Here is a 21,054-nt window from a genome sequence, read left to right as displayed (position 1 = left end):
TCCGGTGCGGACCGGACGCGCGCCGGGGCCCGGGGCGCGGCGGGCCGGGAGGATACGCCTGGTGGGGGTGGATCGGGGGCGAATCCCCCGGGCGGGGGTGCGATCCGGCCCGTGCTGGGTAGAGTCCGTCGACATGGAGCACGAGGTGTTCGTTCCGGTCCCGGCCGAGCGGCTCAGGGGGGTGCTGGACGACCCCGCGCGGGTCGCCCGGGCCGTTCCCGGGCTCCAGCAGGACGCGGGCGCCGAGCCCGTCGCCGGCCGGCTGAAGGTCCGGGTCGGCAGCCACTCCGTCACCTACCGCGGTGCCGTACGGCTGTCCCGGCAGGACGACGGGTCGTACGCCGCCGACGGGAAGGCGGAGGAGGCGCGCGGCAGCGGCTCGGTGACGCTCGCGCTGCGGATCGCCCTGCGGGAGGCGGAGGACGGCTGCACGGTCGTCTTCGACGGCACGGCCTCCGCGGACGGCCGCATCAAGGAGCTCCCGGCGGACGCGGTGGACAGTGCCGTCACCCGGCTGCTGAACCGTTTCGCGGAGCACCTGGCCGAGGCCGCCCCCGAACCGCCGGCACAGCCCGGGCCGGCGGCGCCGCCCGTCCCCGGGGACCTCGCACCCCATGCCGCGGACGACCACGGGACGACCCCCGACGCGGACGACCCGCCACCGCCTCCCGCGGCAGCCGGCGCGGACACCGCGGGCCGGGAGGGCGACGACGAACCCGCCGGGCCCGGACTGACCGAGGAGCCCGGCCCAGCCTTCGGCGCGGACTTCCCGCCCTCCGCCCTCGAACCGGCGGAGGAGGACGACGACGAGGAGGACGGCATCGCCGAGGCCGCCCATGCCCGCCGGACCATGATCGGGCGCAGTGCCGAGGAGGTGGACCACGCCCCACCGCGCGGCCGGTACGCGCCCGTGCCCGCGCCGCAGACCGTGTCGCCCCCGGCCCCGCTGCGCTGGGCGGCCCCGGCGGCGGCCCTCGCCCTGGCCTCGGCCGTCGTCGCGGTCCGGGCCCTGCGCCGGCGCCGCTAGGGCGGTCGCTCGGAGCCAGGCCCTCTTGATCCACCCCAGTAGGGTCGTCCTGTGAGTGACGAAGAGATCACGCTGACCGCGGGTGACGCGGAGGCGACCGTGCAGCCGGGCAACGGCGGACGCATCGGAGGGCTGCGCATCGGCGGGGTGGAACTGCTGCGCCAGGGCGAGCGGTTCGGCTGCTTCCCGATGGTGCCGTGGTGCGGCCGCACCCGCCACGGCCGCTTCCTCGACGGCGCCGAGGTGCGGCAGCTGCCGCTGAACGCCCCGCCCCACGCCATCCACGGCACCGTCCGCGACACCGCCTGGCGCACCGCCCGCCGGACCGCGTCCGAGGCCGTCATCACCTGCGAGCTCACCGACCCCTGGCCGCACCCGGGCCGCGTCACCCAGGTCGTCGACCTCACCGGGGACTCCCTGACGCTGACCATCTCGGTGGAGACGTACGAGTCGTCCTTCCCGGCGCAGATCGGCTGGCACCCCTGGTTCCACCGCAACCTCGGCGGCGAGGACGTCAGGCTCGACTTCTCCCCCGCCTGGCAGGAGGAGCGCGGCGACGACCACCTGCCCACCGGGCACCGCGTCGACCCCAAGCCCGGGCCGTGGGACGACTGCTTCGGCATGCCCGGCGGCGTCGAGGCCACCTTGACCTGGCCCGGACAGCTGGAGCTGACCGTGTCCAGCCGGGCGGAGTGGGTCGTCGTCTACGACGAGCAGCGGGAGGCCGTGTGCGTCGAGCCGCAGACCGGCCCGCCGGACGGGCTCAACACCCTGCCGCGGCTGGTCACGCCGCTGGAACCGCTGGAGGCCACCACCACCTGGCGCTGGCGCCGCCTCTAAGCTGGGCGGCATGACGGACACACGCGGCGCGCTGCTGCAGCAGATCAAGGACAAGGCCGTGGTGCACGGCAAGGTGACCCTGTCGTCGGGTCTCGAAGCCGACTACTACGTGGACCTGCGCCGCGTCACCCTCGACGGCCAGGCCGCCCCGCTGGTCGGGCAGGTGCTGCTGGACCTGACCGCCGAGCTGGACTTCGACGCCGTCGGCGGGCTGACCATGGGCGCCGACCCGGTCGCGGCCGCCATGCTGCACGCGGCCGCCGCCCGCGGCAAGCGCCTGGACGCCTTCGTCGTGCGCAAGGCCGCCAAGGCGCACGGCCTTCAGCGCCGCGTCGAGGGCCCGGACATCGCCGGCCGCCGCGTGCTGGTCGTCGAGGACACCTCCACCACCGGCGGCTCCCCGCTCACCGCCGTGGAGGCCGTGCGCGAGGCCGGGGCCGAGGTCGTCGCCGTCGCGACCATCGTCGACCGGGCGACCGGTGCCGCGGAGAAGATCCAGGAGGGCGCCGGCGTGCCGTACCTGTACGCCTTCTCCAAGGACGAGCTGGGCCTGGACTGACCAGGGCGTGGACAGCGATCTGGACCTTCCGGCCGAGTCTGGAAAGATGGGCCCGACAATGACGTCGCACCCCAAGGTCTAGGTCAGGGCCGCAGACACCGCAGTACGTCAACCCGCAGATACAAGGAGCGGACGCATGCCCATCGCAACTCCCGAGGTCTACAACGAGATGCTGGACCGGGCGAAGGCAGGAAAGTTCGCCTACCCGGCCATCAACGTGACCTCCACCCAGACCCTGCACGCGGCCCTGCGCGGTTTCGCTGAGGCGGAGAGCGACGGCATCGTCCAGATCTCCACGGGTGGCGCCGAGTTCCTTGGCGGCCAGTACAGCAAGGACATGGTCACCGGCGCCGTCGCGCTGGCCGAGTTCGCGCACATCGTCGCCGAGAAGTACCCGGTGAACATCGCGCTGCACACCGACCACTGCCCGAAGGACAAGCTCGACGGGTACGTGCGCCCGCTGCTGGCCCTGTCGAAGAAGCGCGTCGACGCCGGTCTGACCCCGCTGTTCCAGTCGCACATGTGGGACGGTTCCGCCGAGACCCTCGCCGACAACCTCGCGATCGCGCAGGAGCTGCTGGAGCAGGCCCGCGCCGCGAAGATCATCCTCGAGGTCGAGATCACCCCGACCGGTGGCGAGGAGGACGGCGTCTCCCACGAGATCAACGACTCCCTGTACACCACGGTCGACGACGCGATCCGCACCGCCGAGGCCCTGGGCCTGGGCGAGAAGGGCCGCTACCTGCTCGCCGCGTCCTTCGGCAACGTGCACGGCGTGTACAAGCCGGGCAACGTCGTGCTGCGCCCCGAGCTGCTGAAGGAGCTGAACGAGGGCGTCGCCGCCAAGTTCGGCAAGAGCTCCCCGTTCGACTTCGTCTTCCACGGCGGCTCCGGCTCCACGGAGGAGGAGATCCGCACCGCGCTGGAGAACGGCGTCGTGAAGATGAACATCGACACGGACACCCAGTACGCCTTCACGCGCCCGGTCGCGGACCACATGTTCCGCAACTACGACGGCGTCCTGAAGGTCGACGGCGAGGTCGGCAACAAGAAGACCTACGACCCGCGCACCTGGGGCAAGCTGGCCGAGGCGTCCATGGCCGCCCGCGTGGTCGAGGCCTGCGGCAACCTGCGCTCGACCGGCACGAAGATCAAGTAGTTCCCGGTCCCGCTCGCGTCGAGCCCGGCACCCCCTCGGGTGCCGGGCTCTTCCGTATGCTCCCCTTATGCCCGACGTCCGGCTGTCCTCCCCGCAGGGCAAGTGGGTCCTGCTCACCACCGTCCTCGGCTCCGGCATGGCGATGCTGGACTCGACCGTCGTCAACGTCGCCCTGCCGCGCATCGGCAGCGACCTCGACGCGGACCTGGCCGTCCTGCAGTGGACCGTCAACGCGTACATGGTCACGCTCGCCGGGCTGATCCTGCTGGGCGGGGCGCTCGGGGACCGGTTCGGGCGGCGCAAGGTGTTCGTCGTCGGCGTGGTGTGGTTCGCGGCGGCGTCGCTGCTGTGCGGGATCGCGCCGAACGCGGGGGTCCTGATCGCCGCCCGGGCCCTGCAAGGGGTGGGCGGCGCGCTCCTGACGCCCGGGTCGCTGGCGCTGATCCAGGCGTCCTTCCATCCCGACGACCGGGGGCGGGCCGTGGGGCTGTGGTCCGGGTTCGGAGGGGTCGGCGCGGCCGTCGGGCCGTTCGTCGGGGGCTGGCTGGTGGACGGTCCGGGCTGGCGGTGGGTGTTCCTGCTGAACGTGCCGGTGGCGCTGGTGTGCGTGCCGGTGGCCCTGCGGCACGTCCCCGAGTCGGGCGGCGGCCCCGCCGGGCCGGAGGGCGCCGCAGGAGGGCGGGCGCACGGGGGGTTCGACGTGGCGGGGGCGGTGCTCGGGGCGCTGGCGCTCGCGCTGGTCACGTACGCCCTGATCAAGGCCCCGGAGGGCGGCGCGGTGGTGGCGGTGTCCGGGGCGGCCGGGCTGGCCGCGGCCGTCGCGTTCGTCCTGACCGAGCGGCGCCGGCCCGACCCGATGCTGCCGCCGGACATCTTCGCCTCCCGGCAGTTCACGGCCGTCAACCTGGTGACACTGTGCGTGTACGCGGCCCTCGGCGGCTTCTTCTTCCTCGCCGCGCTCCAGCTCCAGGTCGTCGTGGGCTACTCGGCCCTCGCCGCGGGTGCGGCGCTGCTGCCCACGACCGCGCTGATGCTGCTGCTGTCCGCACGCTCCGGGGAGCTGGCCGACCGCATCGGGCCGCGGATCCCGCTGACGGTGGGGCCGCTGCTGTGCGCGGCCGGGATGCTGCTGATGCTGCGGGCCGGGCCGGGCGCGTCCTACGCGCTCGACGTGCTGCCCGCGCTGCTGGTGCTCGGGCTGGGGATGGTGACGCTGGTGGCACCGCTGACGGCGGCGGTGCTCGGCTCGGTGAGCGTGGCCCGGGCCGGGCTGGCGTCCGGCGTCAACAACGCGGCGGCCCGTGCGGCGGGGCTGGTCGCGGTGGCGGCGCTGCCGCTGCTGACGGGGATGGGCGAGGAGGCGTACCGGGAGCCGGCGGCCTTCGACGCGGCCTTCGGACGGGCCATGGGGTGGTGCGCGGGGGCGCTGGTGGCGGGTGCGGCGGTGGCGGCCGCGGTGGTGCGCAGACCGCCGCCGGACTGCAGGCGGCCGGAGTGCCTGCGGCAGGGCGGCCTGACGGCCCCGCCCCTGGAGGGCGAACCGAGCCGGAAGAGGCTGGGGTAGGAAGAGGCCGGTGCGGTGCGCGGGCGGGCCGTGCGCGCGGAAGGGGCTCGGGCATCCGCGGGCGGTGCCGGGGGAGCGGACGGGAGCGGGGGCGGCGATGCCGCAGACTTGAGGCATGTCCATTCACGAGAACCTGCTCGGGGGCCCGCCCCCGACCCACCTGCCCGACGACCCCGGGCCGCGCGAGATGCTCGCGTCGGGCGCCGCGCCCGCCGAGGTCGCCGCCGCGCACCCCACCTCCTCGCTCGCCTGGGCGCAGCTCGCCGACGAGGCGTTCGAGCGGGGCGCGGCCGTGGAGTCGTACGCGTACGCCCGGACGGGCTACCACCGCGGTCTGGACTCCCTGCGCCGCAACGGCTGGAAGGGCCACGGCCCGGTGCCGTGGGAGCACGAGCCGAACCGCGGCTTCCTGCGCGCCCTGCACGCCCTCGCCCGCGCCGCGCAGGCGATCGGCGAGACGGAGGAGTACGAGCGCTGCTCGCAGTTCCTGAAGGACTCCTCGCCCACGGCGGCCCAGGTCCTGGGCTGACCGCCGCCCCGCGCCGGCATGAGGCCCGTCTCTCAGGAGGCGGGCCTTGCGGTTCCGGGGCACGATTGCGGAGGATTCCCGTGGGGACCGGGGCCCCCGTGCCGGCATCGGCAGGGGCGGACCGCTACCCGGAGTTATCTGCAGGAGACAGCGATGTCCCACGAGGCTCACGAGCCCGAGACCCCGCATCTCGACTTCCACGGCACGACGCCGTACGAGGACTACGTCAAGGCGGACGTGCTCACGCACCTCCAGCACACCCTCTCCGACGATCCCGGGGAGATGGTCTTCCTGGTGACGACCCAGGTGATGGAGCTGTGGTTCACGGTCATCGTCCACGAGTGGGAGACGGCGGCCCGCGCACTCAGGAGCGACGACGTGCCCACCGCCACGGCCGCGCTGAAGAGGTCGGTGCGCGAGCTGGAGGCGCTCAACGCGTCCTGGAAGCCGCTCGGCCAGCTCACGCCGGCCCAGTTCAACTCGTACCGCAGCGCCCTCGGTGAGGGCTCCGGCTTCCAGTCGGCGATGTACCGGCGCATGGAGTTCCTGCTCGGCGACAAGTCGGCGTCCATGCTCGTGCCGCACCGCGGGTCCCCGCGCGTGCACGCCGAGCTGGAGAAGGCGCTGCACGAGCCGAGCCTGTACGACGAGGTCGTGCGGCTGCTCGCCCGGCGCGGGTACGACATCCCCGAGGCGGTGCTGCGGCGCGACGTCGCGCGGCGCTACGAGCCGGCGCCGGAGGTGGAGGCCGCCTGGACGGCCGTGTACTCCGGTGACGAGAGCGACGAACTGGCCCGCCTGGGCGAGGCGTTGAGCGACGTGGCCGAGCTGGTGTGGCGCTGGCGCAACGACCACCTGGTCGCCACCCGCCGCGCGATGGGCGCCAAGACCGGCACGGGCGGCTCCGCCGGGGTGGCCTGGCTGGAGAAGCGCGCGCAGAAGAACGTGTTCCCCGAGCTGTGGACGGCGCGGTCCTATGTCTGAGCTGAGGGAGCGCGCGGAGAAGCTGGACGCCGCCGACGAACTGGCGCACAAGCGGGCCGCGTTCGTGCTGGACGACGTCGTCTACCTCGACGGCAACTCCCTGGGCGCGCTGCCGGCCGTGGTGCCCGGCCGGGTCGAGGACGTGGTCCGCCGTCAGTGGGGCGCCCTGCGCATCCGGTCCTGGGAGGAGAGCGGCTGGTGGACGGCGCCCGAGCGGATCGGCGACCGGATCGCCCCGCTGGTCGGGGCCGCGCCGGGGCAGATCGTGGTGGGCGACTCGACCAGCGTCAACGTGTTCAAGGCGCTGGTGGGCGCGGTGCGCCTGGCCGGTGAGGGCCGGGACGAGATCGTCGTGGACGCCACGACCTTCCCCACCGACGGGTACATCGCCGAGTCCGCCGCGCGGATGACCGGCTGCACCCTGCGGCCGGTGGCGCCCGCCGAGGTGCCGGGCGCGCTGGGCGGGCGGACGGCGGCGGTCCTGCTCAACCACGCGGACTACCGCACCGGCCGGCTGCACGACCTGCCGGCGCTGACGGCCGCCGTGCACGCGGCCGGGGCGATCGCGGTGTGGGACCTGTGCCACACGGCGGGCGCGCTGCCCGTGGAGCTGGACGGGCACGGGGTGGACCTCGCGGTCGGCTGCACCTACAAGTACCTGAACGGCGGGCCGGGTTCACCGGCCTTCCTGTACGTGCGCGCCGGGTTGCAGGACCGCTTCGACTCGCCGCTGCCCGGCTGGAACTCGCACGCCGAGCCGTTCGGGATGCGCTCGGGCTACGAACCGGCGGCCGGTGCCCTGCGCGGCCGGGTCGGCACGCCGGACATCCTCTCCATGCTCGCCCTGGAGGCGGCCCTGGAGGTGTGGGACGGGGTGTCCGTCGACGCGGTGCGGGCCAAGTCCCTCGCCCTGACGGACTTCTTCCTCGAATGCGTCGCGGAGTACGTGCCCGAGGGGCGGGTCGAGTGCCTGACCCCCCTGGCCCACGCGGAGCGCGGCAGCCAGATCGCGCTGCGCTGCCCCGACGCCGGGGATGTGATGAAGGCCCTGATCGAGCGGGGTGTGGTCGGCGACTTCCGGCCGCCGGACGTGCTGCGCTTCGGCTTCACCCCGCTGTACGTGGGCTTCGCCGAGGTGGAGCGGGCGGCGGGCGTGCTGGCCGGGACACTGGCGTGAGCCGCGGGGCCGGGGACCGCACCGCGCGGACCCGGCCCCACCGCCCGCCGCGGGCCTCTCCTTCCGGTCCTCACCGAGCGTGACATCCCCGTGTTCGCGCATGTCACGCGCCTGGTACCGTCCCGGCCAACGGCGCGACCGGCTCGACCGGTTCCGCCGTCGACGGCTCATCGCTGGAAGGGTGGAGCATGACGGACGACGTCGCGGCCGCACGGGCCGCCGCCGAGGAGAAGTCGGCTCTCTCCCACGCGCCCGTCGACCCCGACGCCACCGCGGCCTACGGCGGCCACCCCGACCAGGTGATCGACTTCTTCGCCCCGCGCGGTGAGGGCGGCCCGGGCGGTCCCGCCCCGGTCGTGGTGGTGCTGCACGGCGGTGCCTGGCGGGCGCCCTACGACCGGCGCCACGTCAGCCCGTTCGCCGCCTTCCTCGCCCGGCACGGGTTCGCCGTGGCCAGTGTCGAGTACCGGCGCGGCACCGCCGACGCCTCCGTCGCGGGCCGCTGGCCCGACACCCTCGACGACGTGGCCGCCGCGCTGGACGCCCTGCCCGCCCTGGTGCGGGAGAAGCTGCCGCAGGCCGATCCGCGCCGTACCGTCCTCACCGGCCACTCGGCGGGCGGGCACCTGGCCCTGTGGGGCGCGGCCCGGCACGTCCTGCCGGCCGGTTCGCCCTGGCGCAGCGGCGCCCCGGCGGCGCTGCGCGGGGTGGTCGCCCTCGCCCCGATCGCGGACCTCGCCGTCGCCGACGAGCTCGGCGTGTGCGACGGGGCCGTACGCCAACTCCTGGGCGGAGTCGAGCACTTCGCGGAGCGGCAGCCGCACGCGGACCCGGCGCTGCTGCTGCCCACCGGCATCGCCACCACCGTCGTGCAGGGCCGCGCGGATCTGGACGTGCCGCAGGCGGTCGCCGAGTCGTACGCGGACGCGGCGGCGAAGGCCGGCGAGATGGTCGGGGTGACGCTGCTGGAGGACGTGGGGCACTTCCCGCTGATCGACCCGGCGGCCGACGCCTGCGCGGTGGTGGTCGAGGAGATCGCCCAACTGGCCTGGTGAGCACGGCAGTCGGCGGACGGCTGCACAGCCTCCCCGGCCGGTCCCGGTCCTCCCCGTCATACCTGAGAGCTACCCCGCAGGTGAGTTCCGCGGCGGGACGCGGACGAGACCGCCGCGTCCGTACCTTCCCTTCCAGGCACGCCCGACCGCCGGGCGCGCAGGAGGGGGAGCGACCGTGGGACGCGCACAGGGGTACCGCCGCCGGGCCGGCCGATGGCGGCGGGCCGCGCTCGCGGCGCTGGTCGCGGCCGCGGTGGTGGTCCCCCTGTCCGGGGCCGGCCGTCCCCGGGTCCCCGCCCCGCCGCCCGCGGCCCTCCCGCCGCTCGGCGCGGCGACGCTCGACGTGGTGTACGCGGCCAACCGCGCCAACGCCGCCCAGGCGGCCCGTACGGCCGCCGCGCACCACGCCCGGCACCGGGCCGCCGCCGACCGGGCCCTGGCGGCCCCGGCCCGCCGGCTCCTGGCGTTCGACGGCCGCGGCCCCGGCCGGGTGACCGAGGTCCTGGGCGACCTCCGCCGCGCCGAGCGCGTCGCCGTCCTGGTCCCCGGGTCCGACACGGGCCTGGACACCTACGGCCGCTTCCGCGCCGCCGCCACCGCACTCCACGGGCAGCTCGCCGCGCGGGCCCGGGCGGGCGGCCCGCGCACGGCGGTGGTGGCCTGGCTGGGCTACGAGACGCCCGGCACGGTCAGCACGGCGGTCGCCACGACCGGCAGGGCGGAGCAGGCGGCCCCGCGGCTGCGCGCCCTCGTCGCGGACCTGCGCGCCGTGACGGGCGGCGCGGCCCGCGTCGCCCTGCTGTGCCACTCCTACGGCTCGGTCGTGTGCGGGCGGGCCGCGCCCGGCCTGCCGGTGGACGACATCGCGCTCGTCGGCAGCCCCGGCACCGGCGCGGACAGCGCCGCCGCCCTGCGCAGCCGGGCCCGGATCTGGGCGGCGCGCGGCGGCGACGACTGGGTGGAGCACGTCCCGCACCTCGACGCCGGCCTGTTCGGGACCACCGTGGGCTTCGGCACCGACCCCGTCTCACCGCAGTTCGGCGCCCGGGTCTTCGCGGCGGGCGACGGCGGCCACAGCGACTACTTCAGGCCCGCGACGGCCTCCCTGGCCAACCTGGCCCGGATCGTCCTGGGCGAGACCGAGGCGGTGACCCGTGGCTGACGTCCGGGCAGGAAGGAGCGGGCGGGCCCTGCACGCGGGCGCCGCCCGGATCGGCGCGGCCACGCCCGCGGGCCGGGACCGGGCCGTGGACGGCCTGCGCGCGGCCGCCGTCCTGGGGGTGGTCCTCGGGCACTGGCTGGTCACGGCGCTGGTGTCGGACGGCGGCACCCTGCGGACCGCGAGCCCGCTGCGGTACGCGCCCGCCCTGGCGCCCGTCTCCTGGGTCTTCCAGACCCTCGCCGTGTTCTTCCTGGTCGGCGGGCACGTCGCCACCCGCGGCCACGCCTCGGCCCGGGACCGCGGGGTGCCGTACCGCCGGTGGCTGGGGGCGCGGCTGGCCCGGCTGTTCACGCCCGTGGCCGCCGTCCTGATCCTGTGGACGGCCGCCGCCCTCGCCCTGCTGCTGTCGGGCGCCGAGTTCGGGACCGTCCGCACGCTGGTGAAGCTCGCCCTGTCCCCGCTGTGGTTCCTGGTGGTGTTCGCGGGCCTGACCGCGGCGACCCCGCTGCTGGCCCGGATCTCCCCGCTGTGGCCGCTGGCCGTCGTGCTCCACGTGGACCTGCTGCGCTTCGGCACGGGCGGTCCCTCCTGGCTGGGCTGGGCGAACGTGGCGGCGGGCTGGGCCGTGCCCTACACGCTCGGCGCGGCCTGGACCCGGGGCGAGCTGGAGGGCCGCCGCGCCGGCTGGGTCCTCCTCACCGGCGGGGCGGTGACGACCGCGGCCCTGGTCGCCCTCGCGGGCTACCCCGCGTCGATGGTCGGCGTCCCCGGGCAGGAGGTGTCCAACCTGGACCCGCCGACCCTGGCGGCGGTCACCTTCGGCCTGGCCCAGTGCGGCCTCGCCCTGCTGCTGCGCGGGCCGCTGCGCCGCGCCCTGCGCCGGCCCCTGGCCTGGGCGGCCGTGGCGCTGGTCAACCTGTCGGCGATGACCGTCTTCCTGTGGCACCAGACGGCCCTCATGGCCACCACCGCCACCGGCCTGCTCGCGGGCCGCCTCCCCGGGCTGCACACCGTGCCCGACGGCCCCGCCTGGGTCGCGGCCCGGCTGCTGTGGCTGCCGGTGTTCGCCCTGGCCCTCGCCCTGTGCCTGGCCGCGTTCCGGTCCTTCGAACGGGGCGGCGGGCCGGGCGGGACGGCACGGGTGGTGCGCGCGCACCGGCCCGCCGACCGGGGTGCGGCGGCACGGGCCCGCCATGTCTAGGCTGAGCCGTGTGACGGACATGGGGGTGGGCCGCGCGCTGCGGGCACGCGTCGACGGCTGGCTGCGGGCGCTGCGCGCGGACCTGTGGACGCTGCGCCCCGATCCGCTGCCGCCCTCCACCTGGTTGCGCTGGCTGCCGCACGGCCTGCTGTGCCTGGCCGCGTTCGGCGTCACGATCGCCTCCGCGCACGACCTCCAGAGCAGGCAGCTGGCCTTCGGGCCGGCCCTGCTGGTCGCCGTCGGGCAGGGTGGGGCCGTCGTCCTCGGCCTGTGGCGGCCGGTCCCGGCGTGGTGGCTGTCTCTGGGCGTGTTCGTGCTGTACGCCGCCGCGGTGCGGATCCGGGCGGGGACCGGCCTCGAGACCTACGCCTGGCCCTGGACCGCGGCGGCGATCGTCGCCGAACTGCTCGTGCTGCTGCTGCTGGCGCTGCGGGTGCCCACCCGCGCGGCGGTGGCGGCCCTGGCGGTGACCGCGCTGCTGACCTGGCTCGCCGAGAGCGCCGCGGCCGGGATGGAGCACGACGAGACCGGCGCGCTCCTGCTCTCCCTGGCCTGCATCGTCGTCATCGTCGGCACGGCCCTGCGCGGTCGCCGCGTGGCCCGCGCCCAGCTCGTGCAGCAGACCACGCTCACCGCCGAGGAGCGCACCCGGCGCACCCTGCTGGAGGAGCGCAGCCGCATCGCCCGGGAACTGCACGACGTGGTGGCCCACCACATGTCGGTCATCTCCATCCAGGCGCAGGTCGCCCCGCACCTCGTGCAGGACCCGCCCGAGGAGCTGAAGGAGAACCTCGCGGGCATCCGGCAGAACGCGCTGGACGCCCTGACCGAGCTGCGGCGGGTGCTGGGCGTGCTGCGCTCGGAGCACCCCGGGCCCGGGGACCCGCCGGCCGGCCCCGGCGAGGAGGCCGCCCCGCACGCCCCGCAGCCCACCCTCGACCGGCTCGACGCGCTGGTGGAGAACACACGGGCCGCCGGCCGCGAGGTCGCCACCGAGATCACCGGTGAGCGGCGCCCGCTGCCGCAGGGCGTGGAGCTGTCGGCCTACCGGATCGTGCAGGAGGCCCTCAGCAACGCCCTGCGGCACGCGCCGGGCGCCGCCATCACCGTCCGCCTGGACCACCGGCCCGACGGTCTGCGCGTGGAGGTCGTCAACGACCGCCCGGCCGCGCCCGCGCCGCCGTCCACCGGGGCGGGCCACGGCCTGCTCGGCATGCGCGAGCGCGTCGCCATGCTCGGCGGCACCATGACCGCGCACCGCCGGCCGGGGGGCGGGTTCGAGGTCACCGCGTTCCTCCCCGGCACCCCGCCCGCCGGCACCCCGGGCACCGGCCGCACCCCCGACCCCAGAAAGGCGCGATCATGACGAGCCGCACCGGCGACCCCATCCGGGTCCTCATCGCCGACGACCAGGCGATGGTCCGGCAGGGCTTCACCGTGCTGCTCGGCACCCAGCCCGACATCGAGGTCGTCGGCGACGCGTGCGACGGCGCCGAGGCCGTCACCCGTACCGCCGAGACCTCCCCGGACGTCGTCCTCATGGACATCCGCATGCCGGGTGTCGGCGGCATCGAGGCCACCGCGCGCATCACGGCCGAGCACCCCGGGGTGCGGGTGCTGGTCCTCACCACCTTCGACCTCGACGAGTACGTCTACGAGGCGCTGCGCGCCGGGGCCTCCGGGTTCCTGCTGAAGGACGCCTCCTCCGAGCAGCTCGCCGAGGCGGTCCGGGTGGTGGCGGGCGGGGAGGCCCTGCTCGCGCCGGTCGTCACGCGCAAGCTGATCGCCGAGTTCGCCCGGCTCGACGACCGTCCCCGCGCCCCGCTCAAGGACCGCGTCGGGGAGCTGACCGAGCGGGAGACCGAGGTGCTCGCCCTGATCGCGCGGGGCCTGTCGAACGCGGAGATCGCCCGGCACCTGTTCGTCGCCGAGCAGACCGTGAAGACGCACGTGGGACGCATCCTGGTGAAGCTCGGCCTGCGGGACCGGACGCAGGCGGCGGTGTTCGCCTACGAGTCGGGGCTGGTGCGGCCGTCGGGCTGCTGAGGGGACCGGGGCGGGCGCGTAGTACCTGAGAGGGACCCCCGGTGACCCCTCTCACTGGGGACGACCGCGACCCCCCGGTGGGCCTACCGTTCCGTACGTGACCGAGACGACTCACCTGCACCCCACGCCGCCGGGGGACGGGACGCCCTCGCGCAGCCCGGAGTACCGGGTGGCCGTGGACTCCCTGCGCGGACTGCGGCAGGACCTCTTCCACGACGCCTTCGCCTACCGGCCGCTGCCCCGCAGGAGCCCGGACGGCCGCTTCGTACGGCGCCTGCCGCGACGGCTGCGGGAGTACGCGACCTGGACCCCGCACGCGCTGATCGTCACCGCGGCCCTGTTCAGCCTGATGCTCGGGACCGCCGACGGCTCCGTGCTGTTCATCGCCCTGCTGACCGCGCTGCCGGTGCTGGCCACCATGGTCCGGCCGGTGGGGGCGTTCTGGCTCTCCATGGCCGCCACACCCGTCACCGGCACGCTCGGCGGCACCTGGAGCGACTGGCCCTGGCAGGCCGGCAGCTTCCTGTGCCACCTGACGGTCCTGACGGTCGTGGCGATACGCACCCGGCCCCGCACCGCCGGGTGGATGTGGGCGCTGACCGCGCTGTACGCGCTGATCGCGGACGCCGGTGTGGGCCCGAGCCACATGTACGGCACCAACTCGGCGCCCATGCTGATCCTGTCGGCCCTGATCCTGCTGTGCGTGACCGTGTGGCACACCCGCAAGGAGGCGGCGCAGGAGGTCACCGCCCAGCAGACGGTCACCGCGCACGAGCGGTCGAGGCGCACGCTGCTGGAGGAGCGCACCACGATCGCCCGCGAGCTGCACGACGTGGTGGCCCACCACATGTCGGTGGTCGCCATCCAGGCCGAGGCCGCCCCCTACCGGGTGGAGAACCCGCCGCCCGAGCTGGAGAAGGCGTTCGCCACCATCCGGGAGAACGCGGTGGCGGCCCTGACCGAGCTGCGCCGGGTCCTGGGCGTCGTGCGCGCCGAGGACTACGAGGCCCCCGACGCCCCGCAGCCGACGCTCGCCGACCTGGACGCGCTGCTGGCCAACGTGCGCGAGGCCGGACTCCCCGTGGACAAGGCGGTGACGGGCGCGGTGCGGGAGCTGCCGCAGGGCGTGGAGCTGTCGGCGTACCGGATCGTGCAGGAGGCCCTGAGCAACACCCTGCGCCACGCCCCCGGCTCGACCGCCCGGGTGGAGATCGGGTACGTGCTCGGCGGCCTGGGGCTGCGCGTGGTCAACGGCCCGCCGCCCGAGCCGGGCCTCATCAAGCCCTCGCCGGGCGCCGGGCACGGCATCACGGGCATGCGCGAGCGGGTGACGATGCTGAACGGCGAGATGACGGCGGGCCGCACGGACGACGGCGGGTACGAGGTGGCGGTGTTCCTGCCGGTCGCCCTGCCGGACGGGGACGAGGCATGACGATCCGCGTCCTGATCGCGGACGACCAGATGATGGTCCGCGAGGGCTTCTCGGTGCTGCTGAACGCGATGCCGGACATGGAGGTCGTCGGCGAGGCGGTCAACGGCCGGGAGGCCGTCGCCAAGGTCCGCGAACTCGCCCCGGACGTCGTGCTGATGGACATCCGCATGCCCGAGCTGAACGGCATCGAGGCGACCCGCGAGATCGTCGCGGCGGACAGCGCCGCGAAGGTGCTGGTGCTCACCACCTTCGACCTCGACGAGTACGTGTACCAGGCGCTGCGCGCGGGTGCCTCCGGCTTCCTGCTCAAGGACGCCTCGGCCCGCCAGCTCGCCGACGGCGTCCGCGTGGTGGCCTCCGGCGAGGCCCTGCTGGCGCCCTCGGTGACCCGGCGCCTGATCACCGAGTTCTCCAAGCTCTCCGAGACCCCGCGCCTGATGCCCTCCGCGCAGGCCGCGTACGGGGACCTCACCGAGCGGGAGACGGAGGTGCTGGTCCTCATCGCGCAGGGCCTGTCGAACGCGGAGATCGCCGGGCGGCTGGTAGTCGCCGAGTCGACGATCAAGACGCACGTCAGCCGGATCCTGGTGAAGCTGGGCCTGCGCGACCGCACCCAAGCGGCGGTGTTCGCCTACGAGGCCCGGCTGGTCACCCCGGGCTGACGGCCGGCCGGGGCGGCGGGGCGGCAGGCCGGTGGCGCCCCTGGTCAGAGTGGGGTGCGGCGGGCTAGCGTCCGTCCATGGCAGCTGTCTCCGACACCGGGTTCGACCCGTGGGACCCGGCGTTCCTGGCCGACCCCTACCCCGCCCTCGCCGAGCTGCGGGCCGCCGGCCGCGTGCACTGGTTCGAGCCCACGAACCAGTGGCTGGTCCCGCACCACGCGGACGTCTCGGCCCTGCTGCGCGACCGGCGCCTGGGCCGGACCTACCAGCACCGCTTCACGCACGAGGAGTTCGGCCGCAGCGCGCCCCCGGCGGAGCACGAGCCGTTCCACACCCTCAACGACCACGGCATGCTCGACCTGGAGCCGCCGGACCACACCCGGATCCGCCGCCTGGTGTCGAAGGCGTTCACCCCGCGCACGGTCGAGCGCCTCAAGCCGTACGTGCGGGCCCTGGCCGGCGAGCTGGTCTCCGCCCTGGCCGACGCGGGCGGCGGCGACCTGCTGACGGACGTCGCCGAGCCCCTGCCCGTCGCCGTCATCGCCGAGATGCTCGGCATCCCGGAGTCCGACCGTGCCCCGCTGCGGCCCTGGTCGGCGGACATCTGCGGCATGTACGAGCTGAACCCGTCCGAGGAGACGGCGGCCAGGGCGGTCCGCGCGTCGGTGGAGTTCTCCGCGTACCTGCGGGAACTCATCGCCGCGCGCCGCAAGGAACGCGGGGACGACCTCGTCTCGGGTCTCATCGCCGCCCACGACGAGGGGGACCGCCTCACCGAGCAGGAGATGATCTCCACCTGCGTGCTGCTGCTGAACGCGGGCCACGAGGCCACCGTCAACGCCACGGTCAACGGCTGGTACGCCCTGTTCCGCAACCCCGCCGAGCTGCGGCGGCTGCGCGCCGACCACTCGCTCGTCCCCAGCGCGGTCGAGGAGCTGATGCGCTACGACACCCCGCTCCAGCTCTTCGAGCGCTGGGTCCTGGACGACATCGAGATCGCCGGCACGACGATCCCGCGCGGTACCGAGATCGCCATGCTGTTCGGCTCCGCGAACCACGACCCGGCGGTCTTCGACCACCCCTCGGCGCTCGACCTGGGCCGCCGGGACAACCCGCACATCTCCTTCAGCGCCGGCATCCACTACTGCATCGGCGCCCCGCTGGCCCGCATCGAACTGGCCGCGTCGATGCAGGCCCTGCTGGAGCGGACGCCCACCCTGCGCCTGGCGCAGGAGCCGGCCCGCAAGCCGAACTTCGTGATCAGGGGACTGGAGGGACTGGCCGTCGAGGTGGGGTGAGCCGCCGCGGGGGAGCGGAAGGCGCCGCCGGCGGGCCCCGGCCGCCCCGCGCCTCACGCCCCCGACGGGACCGTCAGGCTCCACGCTCCCTCGCGGACCACCCAGGTGCGGGTGCGCACCGGGCCCGACACCTGGGTGTCCGCCCGGTAGCGGAAGTGCGCCCCGGACACCGTCACCGTGCGGCCCTCGGCCAGCAGCGGTGACGCCTCCGCGCCCACCGACACCGGCCGGACCTCCACCGACGCGACGCCCGAGGCGGACGGGGCCACCGACACCGCCTCCACCGGCTGGTTCAGGTCCACGAGGGTCTCCCCGTCCACCTCGACCCGCAGCCGGGACGGCCCGGGCTCCGGCGGGGACACGGGCCGGGAGGGGCGGGACGCCGGGACCAGGGTGCGCACCAGCGACTGGCAGGTCCGCAGCCACGGCCGCCCCGCGGCGTCCTCCGCGTCGGCCACCGGTTCCCGCACGCCCTCCCCGCCGGGCGGGGGCGACAGCGGCGGTATGCGCAGCGCGCCCAGCACCACCCCGTCGCTGTCGTCGACCATCAGGTCCATCCGCCGCTCGACCCCGTCGAGGACCGCCCGGGCCGCCGCCACCGTCCCGGTCGGCACCCCCAGGGACCGGGCCAGGGACAGCGCGTCGCCGACCGGCACCAGCGACAGCCCGCACGCCGCCAGCTCACGCTGCCGGTGCAGCACCGACACCGCCCGCAGCAGGGCCCGGTCGTCGCCCACCACCACCGGGCGCCGGGCACCGCGCCGGGCCAGCGCCCGGGCGAACTCCTCCGGGCCGTCCGGCAGGCACAGCTTCATGGCGGCACCCGCGCCGAGCACGTCCTTCGCGATCCGCACGGACTCGCCGTCCGACCTTCGGGCGACCGGGTCGACCACCACCAGCAGCTGCTCGGACGTCGTGGATGTCGCCACCTCGGCCATGCCTCGCTTCCTCGGGTAGCATCTTTGTGCAAGAGCCCCTTGCGCTATTGCGCCAGGGGCTTCGTCTATTCCGGGGCATCCGGTCCGACGGTTGGCGGCCAACGGTGGTCGCGGTGCACGCGGCGGAGACCTCCGCGTACGCCCTCGACCATGGACATGCCCCGCCCGGAAGGGGTGTACGCGCGTGCCCGCACTTGTGCTGCTCGGTGCTCAGTGGGGTGACGAAGGCAAGGGAAAGGCCACCGACCTGCTCGGTGGCTCGGTGGACTATGTGGTGCGTTACCAGGGCGGTAACAACGCAGGCCACACGGTGGTCGTGGGCGACCAGAAGTATGCCCTCCACCTCCTCCCTTCCGGAATCCTGTCCCCCGGCTGCACGCCGGTCATCGGCAACGGCGTCGTCGTCGACCCGTCGGTCCTGTTCTCCGAGCTGAACGGGCTGAACGAGCGAGGCGTCGACACGTCCAAGCTCCTGATCAGCGGTAACGCGCACATCATCACGCCGTACAACGTGACGGTGGACAAGGTGACCGAGCGCTTCCTCGGCAAGCGGAAGATCGGCACCACCGGACGCGGTATCGGCCCGACCTACGCCGACAAGATCAACCGCGTCGGCATCCGGGTCCAGGACCTGTACGACGAGTCGATCCTGACGCAGAAGGTCGAGGCGGCCCTCGACGTCAAGAACCAGATGCTCACCAAGCTCTACAACCGGCGGGCCATCGCCGTGGAGCAGGTGGTCGAGGAGCTGCTGGGCTACGCCGACAAGCTCGCGCCCTACGTCGCCGACACCGTGCTGGTCCTCAACCAGGCGCTGGACGAGGACAAGGTCGTGCTGTTCGAGGGCGGGCAGGGCACCCTGCTCGACATCGACCACGGCACGTACCCCTTCGTCACCTCGTCGAACCCGACCGCGGGCGGTGCCTGCACGGGTGCCGGCGTCGGCCCGACGAAGATCAGCCGGGTCATCGGCATCCTCAAGGCGTACACCACCCGCGTCGGCGCCGGCCCCTTCCCGACCGAGCTGTTCGACGAGGACGGCGAGGCGCTGCGGCGCATCGGCGGTGAGCGCGGTGTCACCACCGGCCGCGACCGCCGCTGCGGCTGGTTCGACGCGGTCATCGCCCGCTACGCGACCCGCGTGAACGGCCTGACGGACTTCTTCCTCACCAAGCTCGACGTCCTCACCGGCTGGGAGCAGATCCCGGTCTGCGTGGCCTACGAGATCGACGGCAGGCGCGTCGAGGAACTGCCCTACTCGCAGACCGACTTCCACCACGCCAAGCCGGTCTACGAGATGCTGCCGGGCTGGAGCGAGGACATCAGCAAGGCCAAGTCCTTCGGCGACCTGCCGAAGAACGCGCAGGCGTACGTGAAGGCGCTGGAGGAGATGTCCGGCGCGCCGATCTCCGCGATCGGCGTGGGCCCGGGCCGCGACGAGACGATCGAGATCAACTCGTTCCTCTGATCCGCTCCGCGTCCGCCGGCCGCTCCCCCTGCCCAGGGGGGCGGCCGGCGTTCTCTCCCGCCGGGTGACCCGCGGGCATCGGGCATAGGCTGGAGGCCACATCCCGCGTGCGTCGACACAGGAGAAGGTGAGTGCGATGCGCGTTCTGCTCAAGGCCTGCATGGACACGGAGAAGGCCAACGAGGCCATCCGCAACGGCACCCTGGGGAAGCTGATCCAGGAGTCCATGGAGCTGATCAGGCCCGAAGCGGCCTACTTCACCACCGATCACGGCAAGCGCACCGCCTACCTGGTCTTCGACATGCAGGAGAGTGCGCAGATGCCGGTGCTGAGCGAGCCCTTCTTCCTGGATCTCGGCGCGGAGATCACCTACACGCCCGTGATGAACATGGAGGACGTGCAGAAGGGCCTGTCCCAGCTGGGGCGCTGAGCGCGGCTCAGCTGAAGACGATCATCGAGCCCTGGGCGAGGCTGCGGGTCGCGGCCGCGTGCAGACCGAGCCAGACGTGCCGCTCCCGGGCGAAGGGGCTCGGGTCGTGGGGCGCCGGGACGGCGGGCTCCTCCAGCTCCGTCGGCGCGAGCGGCGGCTGGGGAGCGGCCGGCGGGTTGGCCGGGTCGATGCCGATCGCCGGGGCGACCACCTCCAGCTCCCGCAGCAGCGCGTGCGAGGAGCCCAGCGGGCCGCCGCCCGCGAGGAGGTCGTCGTCGGCGAGCGGGCTCGGGAAGTCGACCGGGACGTAGGCGCCCGCGTGGTCGTAGTGCCACACCAGGTGCGACTGCTGGGCCGTCGACTCGAACATCTCCAGCAACTGCTCGTAGTCGCCGCCCAGTTCGTCCACGGGCGTCACCGGCAGCCCGCACACCTGGAGCAGGTAGGCGCGGCGCAGGAAGTGCAGCGCGTCGTAGTCGAAGCCCGCGACCGGGGCGACCTCGCCGGACAGGCCCGGCATGTACTGGTACACCGGCACCGGCGGCAGCCCGGCCTCGGCGAGCACCTTGTTGTATTGCGCGAGTTCCTCGGCGAACGGGTTGTCCGGCGTGTGGCACAACACGTCGACGAGCGGTACCAGCCACAGGTCACAGGCCAAAGAAGGCTCCTCGCTCAGCACGGTCGTCGGGTAGCACGGTGGTCAAGAAGGGTAGCGGTGCGGCGCGGTCACGGCTCCCGCCGTGCATGTCCCATACCCATACGGACCGCCTCGACGCCGGTCACCGGGCGGTGAGCCGCTCGATCAGCGCGAGCGCGTGCGCGTCGCAGGCGGCGATGATCTCGCGGGCGGTGTCGTGGTCGCCCGCGATCAGCGCGTCGACCAGCTCGGTGTGCCCGGCCCACAGCGCGCCGCGCAGATCGGGCAGCCGGCGCAGGTGCTGCACCGCGCACACCCAGGTCTGCACGCGCAGCCGGTTCAGGAAGTCGGTGAGGTGGGGGTTGCCGAAGCAGGCGCCCAGCTCGCGCCAGAACCGCAGGTCGTACCCGATCAGGACGGTGAGGTCCCCGGCGGCGGCGGCCCGCTGCGCCTCCTCGCCGCGCCTGCGGACTCCGGCGACGACGGAGGCGGCCCGCGGGTCGTCGGGCCGCACGGCGTCGGGGCGCCCCGCGGCCAGCGCCAGGAACATCCCCTCGATGACCAGGCCGCGGGCCTCGACCATGCCGCGGAAGTCGTCGGCCGAGTACTCGTGGACCCGGAAGCCGCGGTGCTGGTCGGCGTCGAGCAGCCCCTGCGCGGAGAGGTCGACGAGCGCCTCGCGGACCGGTGTCGCGGACACCCCGTACTGCTCGGCGATCTCCTTGACCGTGAACTCCTGCCCCGGCTGGAGCCGTCCGGCCAGCACCTCGTCGCGGAGTGCTTCGGCGATCTGCTGGCGCAGGGTGCTGCGCGTCACGGCGCCGTTGCCGGTGCTGCCGGGCATGGTCAGGGCGTCTCCTCGTCGCGTGCGGATGGCGTGCTCGTC

The 21,054-nt window shown here is 74.5% G+C and carries 21 protein-coding genes; 18 read left to right on the top strand and 3 right to left on the bottom strand.

Annotated features, from left to right (window positions below; translation table 11 throughout):
* Positions 1-133: 133 nt before the first annotated feature.
* The 16 genes from ACFYWG_RS25190 (at position 134) to ACFYWG_RS25115 (ending at position 16,695) form a co-directional block, all read left to right on the top strand.
* Positions 134-1,027 (top strand): SRPBCC domain-containing protein, encoded by an 894-nt coding sequence (locus ACFYWG_RS25190; protein ID WP_385411946.1) that lies wholly within the window; start codon positions 134-136, stop codon positions 1,025-1,027.
* Positions 1,028-1,078: 51 nt separating this feature from the next.
* Positions 1,079-1,867, top strand: a complete 789-nt coding sequence (locus ACFYWG_RS25185) for an aldose 1-epimerase (protein WP_383500000.1) — start codon at positions 1,079-1,081, stop codon at positions 1,865-1,867.
* A gap of 10 nt (positions 1,868-1,877) precedes the next feature.
* Positions 1,878-2,426 (top strand): orotate phosphoribosyltransferase, encoded by a 549-nt coding sequence (pyrE, locus tag ACFYWG_RS25180; RefSeq protein ID WP_383500003.1) that lies wholly within the window; start codon positions 1,878-1,880, stop codon positions 2,424-2,426.
* Positions 2,427-2,562: 136 nt separating this feature from the next.
* The gene (fbaA, locus tag ACFYWG_RS25175) at positions 2,563-3,585 is read left to right on the top strand and encodes a class II fructose-bisphosphate aldolase (RefSeq protein WP_383500005.1); all 1,023 of its coding nucleotides are present in this window, start codon (positions 2,563-2,565) and stop codon (positions 3,583-3,585) included.
* A 67-nt stretch (positions 3,586-3,652) separates the two neighbouring features.
* Positions 3,653-5,149 (top strand): MFS transporter, encoded by a 1,497-nt coding sequence (locus ACFYWG_RS25170; protein ID WP_389203718.1) that lies wholly within the window; start codon positions 3,653-3,655, stop codon positions 5,147-5,149.
* A gap of 115 nt (positions 5,150-5,264) precedes the next feature.
* Positions 5,265-5,678 (top strand): DUF3151 domain-containing protein, encoded by a 414-nt coding sequence (locus ACFYWG_RS25165; RefSeq protein ID WP_376326722.1) that lies wholly within the window; start codon positions 5,265-5,267, stop codon positions 5,676-5,678.
* Between the two features lie 153 nt (positions 5,679-5,831).
* The gene (locus ACFYWG_RS25160) at positions 5,832-6,662 is read left to right on the top strand and encodes a tryptophan 2,3-dioxygenase family protein (protein ID WP_383500011.1); all 831 of its coding nucleotides are present in this window, start codon (positions 5,832-5,834) and stop codon (positions 6,660-6,662) included.
* Positions 6,655-7,839 carry a kynureninase gene (kynU, locus tag ACFYWG_RS25155; protein WP_383500014.1) on the top strand — a complete coding sequence of 395 codons (1,185 nt, stop codon included), beginning with the start codon at positions 6,655-6,657 and terminating at the stop codon, positions 7,837-7,839. Before ACFYWG_RS25160 ends, kynU begins: the two co-directional genes overlap by 8 nt.
* Positions 7,840-8,027: 188 nt before the next feature.
* Complete coding sequence (locus ACFYWG_RS25150) at positions 8,028-8,894, top strand: alpha/beta hydrolase (protein ID WP_376326727.1); 867 nt, start codon at positions 8,028-8,030, stop codon at positions 8,892-8,894.
* 175 nt (positions 8,895-9,069) lie between these two features.
* Complete coding sequence (locus ACFYWG_RS25145) at positions 9,070-10,056, top strand: alpha/beta hydrolase (RefSeq protein ID WP_389203714.1); 987 nt, start codon at positions 9,070-9,072, stop codon at positions 10,054-10,056.
* Positions 10,049-11,257, top strand: coding sequence for an acyltransferase (locus ACFYWG_RS25140; RefSeq protein WP_385411961.1), 1,209 nt, complete (start codon positions 10,049-10,051; stop codon positions 11,255-11,257). Before ACFYWG_RS25145 ends, ACFYWG_RS25140 begins: the two co-directional genes overlap by 8 nt.
* A complete protein-coding gene (locus tag ACFYWG_RS25135; protein WP_389203712.1) occupies positions 11,250-12,623 on the top strand; it encodes a sensor histidine kinase in 1,374 nt (457 codons plus the stop codon). The genes ACFYWG_RS25140 and ACFYWG_RS25135 overlap by 8 nt, the downstream gene beginning before the upstream one ends.
* Positions 12,620-13,303, top strand: a complete 684-nt coding sequence (locus ACFYWG_RS25130) for a response regulator (RefSeq protein WP_389203710.1) — start codon at positions 12,620-12,622, stop codon at positions 13,301-13,303. The genes ACFYWG_RS25135 and ACFYWG_RS25130 overlap by 4 nt, the downstream gene beginning before the upstream one ends.
* Positions 13,304-13,400: 97 nt before the next feature.
* Positions 13,401-14,735, top strand: coding sequence for a sensor histidine kinase (locus ACFYWG_RS25125; protein WP_389203708.1), 1,335 nt, complete (start codon positions 13,401-13,403; stop codon positions 14,733-14,735).
* Positions 14,732-15,397: a response regulator gene (locus tag ACFYWG_RS25120; protein WP_369196656.1), complete on the top strand. Its 666-nt coding sequence runs from the start codon at positions 14,732-14,734 to the stop codon at positions 15,395-15,397. Before ACFYWG_RS25125 ends, ACFYWG_RS25120 begins: the two co-directional genes overlap by 4 nt.
* Before the next feature lie 77 nt (positions 15,398-15,474).
* The gene (locus ACFYWG_RS25115; RefSeq protein ID WP_389203705.1) at positions 15,475-16,695 is read left to right on the top strand and encodes a cytochrome P450; all 1,221 of its coding nucleotides are present in this window, start codon (positions 15,475-15,477) and stop codon (positions 16,693-16,695) included.
* A 53-nt stretch (positions 16,696-16,748) separates the two neighbouring features.
* Here the strand turns inward: ACFYWG_RS25115 and ACFYWG_RS25110 are convergent, their stop codons facing one another.
* The gene (locus ACFYWG_RS25110; RefSeq protein WP_389203703.1) at positions 16,749-17,633 is read right to left on the bottom strand and encodes a diacylglycerol kinase; all 885 of its coding nucleotides are present in this window, start codon (positions 17,631-17,633) and stop codon (positions 16,749-16,751) included.
* 184 nt (positions 17,634-17,817) lie between these two features.
* Between ACFYWG_RS25110 and ACFYWG_RS25105 the strand changes: the two genes are divergently transcribed.
* Together ACFYWG_RS25105 and ACFYWG_RS25100 are read left to right on the top strand one after the other, a co-directional pair.
* The gene (locus ACFYWG_RS25105) at positions 17,818-19,101 is read left to right on the top strand and encodes an adenylosuccinate synthase (RefSeq protein ID WP_376326734.1); all 1,284 of its coding nucleotides are present in this window, start codon (positions 17,818-17,820) and stop codon (positions 19,099-19,101) included.
* A 136-nt stretch (positions 19,102-19,237) separates the two neighbouring features.
* Positions 19,238-19,531, top strand: a complete 294-nt coding sequence (locus ACFYWG_RS25100) for a hypothetical protein (protein ID WP_385411978.1) — start codon at positions 19,238-19,240, stop codon at positions 19,529-19,531.
* 7 nt (positions 19,532-19,538) lie between these two features.
* Here ACFYWG_RS25100 and ACFYWG_RS25095 read toward each other — a convergent pair whose 3' ends face one another.
* Together ACFYWG_RS25095 and ACFYWG_RS25090 are read right to left on the bottom strand one after the other, a co-directional pair.
* Entirely contained in the window at positions 19,539-20,189 is a 651-nt protein-coding gene (locus ACFYWG_RS25095) for a hypothetical protein (protein ID WP_376326737.1), read from the bottom strand.
* Between the two features lie 121 nt (positions 20,190-20,310).
* Positions 20,311-21,012, bottom strand: coding sequence for a GntR family transcriptional regulator (locus ACFYWG_RS25090; RefSeq protein WP_383500065.1), 702 nt, complete (start codon positions 21,010-21,012; stop codon positions 20,311-20,313).
* Positions 21,013-21,054 lie beyond the last annotated feature (42 nt).

The organism is Streptomyces sp. NPDC003456 (genome assembly GCF_042878735.1).
Lineage (GTDB): Bacteria > Actinomycetota > Actinomycetes > Streptomycetales > Streptomycetaceae > Streptomyces.
Note: the sequence above shows the minus strand (reverse complement) of the source record. Positions and strands in the feature narration are given on the sequence as shown.

Bases quoted from the DNA above. Each gene is read 5' to 3' on its own strand.
- ACFYWG_RS25100 (WP_385411978.1), top strand. From the start codon at position 19,238: ATGCGCGTTCTGCTCAAGGCCTGCATGGACACGGAGAAGGCCAACGAG.
- ACFYWG_RS25090 (WP_383500065.1), bottom strand. From the start codon at position 21,012: ATGCCCGGCAGCACCGGCAACGGCGCCGTGACGCGCAGCACCCTGCGC.
- ACFYWG_RS25160 (WP_383500011.1), top strand. From the start codon at position 5,832: ATGTCCCACGAGGCTCACGAGCCCGAGACCCCGCATCTCGACTTCCAC.
- ACFYWG_RS25120 (WP_369196656.1), top strand. From the start codon at position 14,732: ATGACGATCCGCGTCCTGATCGCGGACGACCAGATGATGGTCCGCGAG.
- fbaA (WP_383500005.1), top strand. From the start codon at position 2,563: ATGCCCATCGCAACTCCCGAGGTCTACAACGAGATGCTGGACCGGGCG.
- ACFYWG_RS25115 (WP_389203705.1), top strand. From the start codon at position 15,475: ATGGCAGCTGTCTCCGACACCGGGTTCGACCCGTGGGACCCGGCGTTC.
- ACFYWG_RS25130 (WP_389203710.1), top strand. From the start codon at position 12,620: ATGACGAGCCGCACCGGCGACCCCATCCGGGTCCTCATCGCCGACGAC.
- ACFYWG_RS25135 (WP_389203712.1), top strand. From the start codon at position 11,250: ATGTCTAGGCTGAGCCGTGTGACGGACATGGGGGTGGGCCGCGCGCTG.
- ACFYWG_RS25165 (WP_376326722.1), top strand. From the start codon at position 5,265: ATGTCCATTCACGAGAACCTGCTCGGGGGCCCGCCCCCGACCCACCTG.
- ACFYWG_RS25150 (WP_376326727.1), top strand. From the start codon at position 8,028: ATGACGGACGACGTCGCGGCCGCACGGGCCGCCGCCGAGGAGAAGTCG.
- ACFYWG_RS25190 (WP_385411946.1), top strand. From the start codon at position 134: ATGGAGCACGAGGTGTTCGTTCCGGTCCCGGCCGAGCGGCTCAGGGGG.
- kynU (WP_383500014.1), top strand. From the start codon at position 6,655: ATGTCTGAGCTGAGGGAGCGCGCGGAGAAGCTGGACGCCGCCGACGAA.
- ACFYWG_RS25170 (WP_389203718.1), top strand. From the start codon at position 3,653: ATGCCCGACGTCCGGCTGTCCTCCCCGCAGGGCAAGTGGGTCCTGCTC.
- pyrE (WP_383500003.1), top strand. From the start codon at position 1,878: ATGACGGACACACGCGGCGCGCTGCTGCAGCAGATCAAGGACAAGGCC.
- ACFYWG_RS25110 (WP_389203703.1), bottom strand. From the start codon at position 17,633: ATGGCCGAGGTGGCGACATCCACGACGTCCGAGCAGCTGCTGGTGGTG.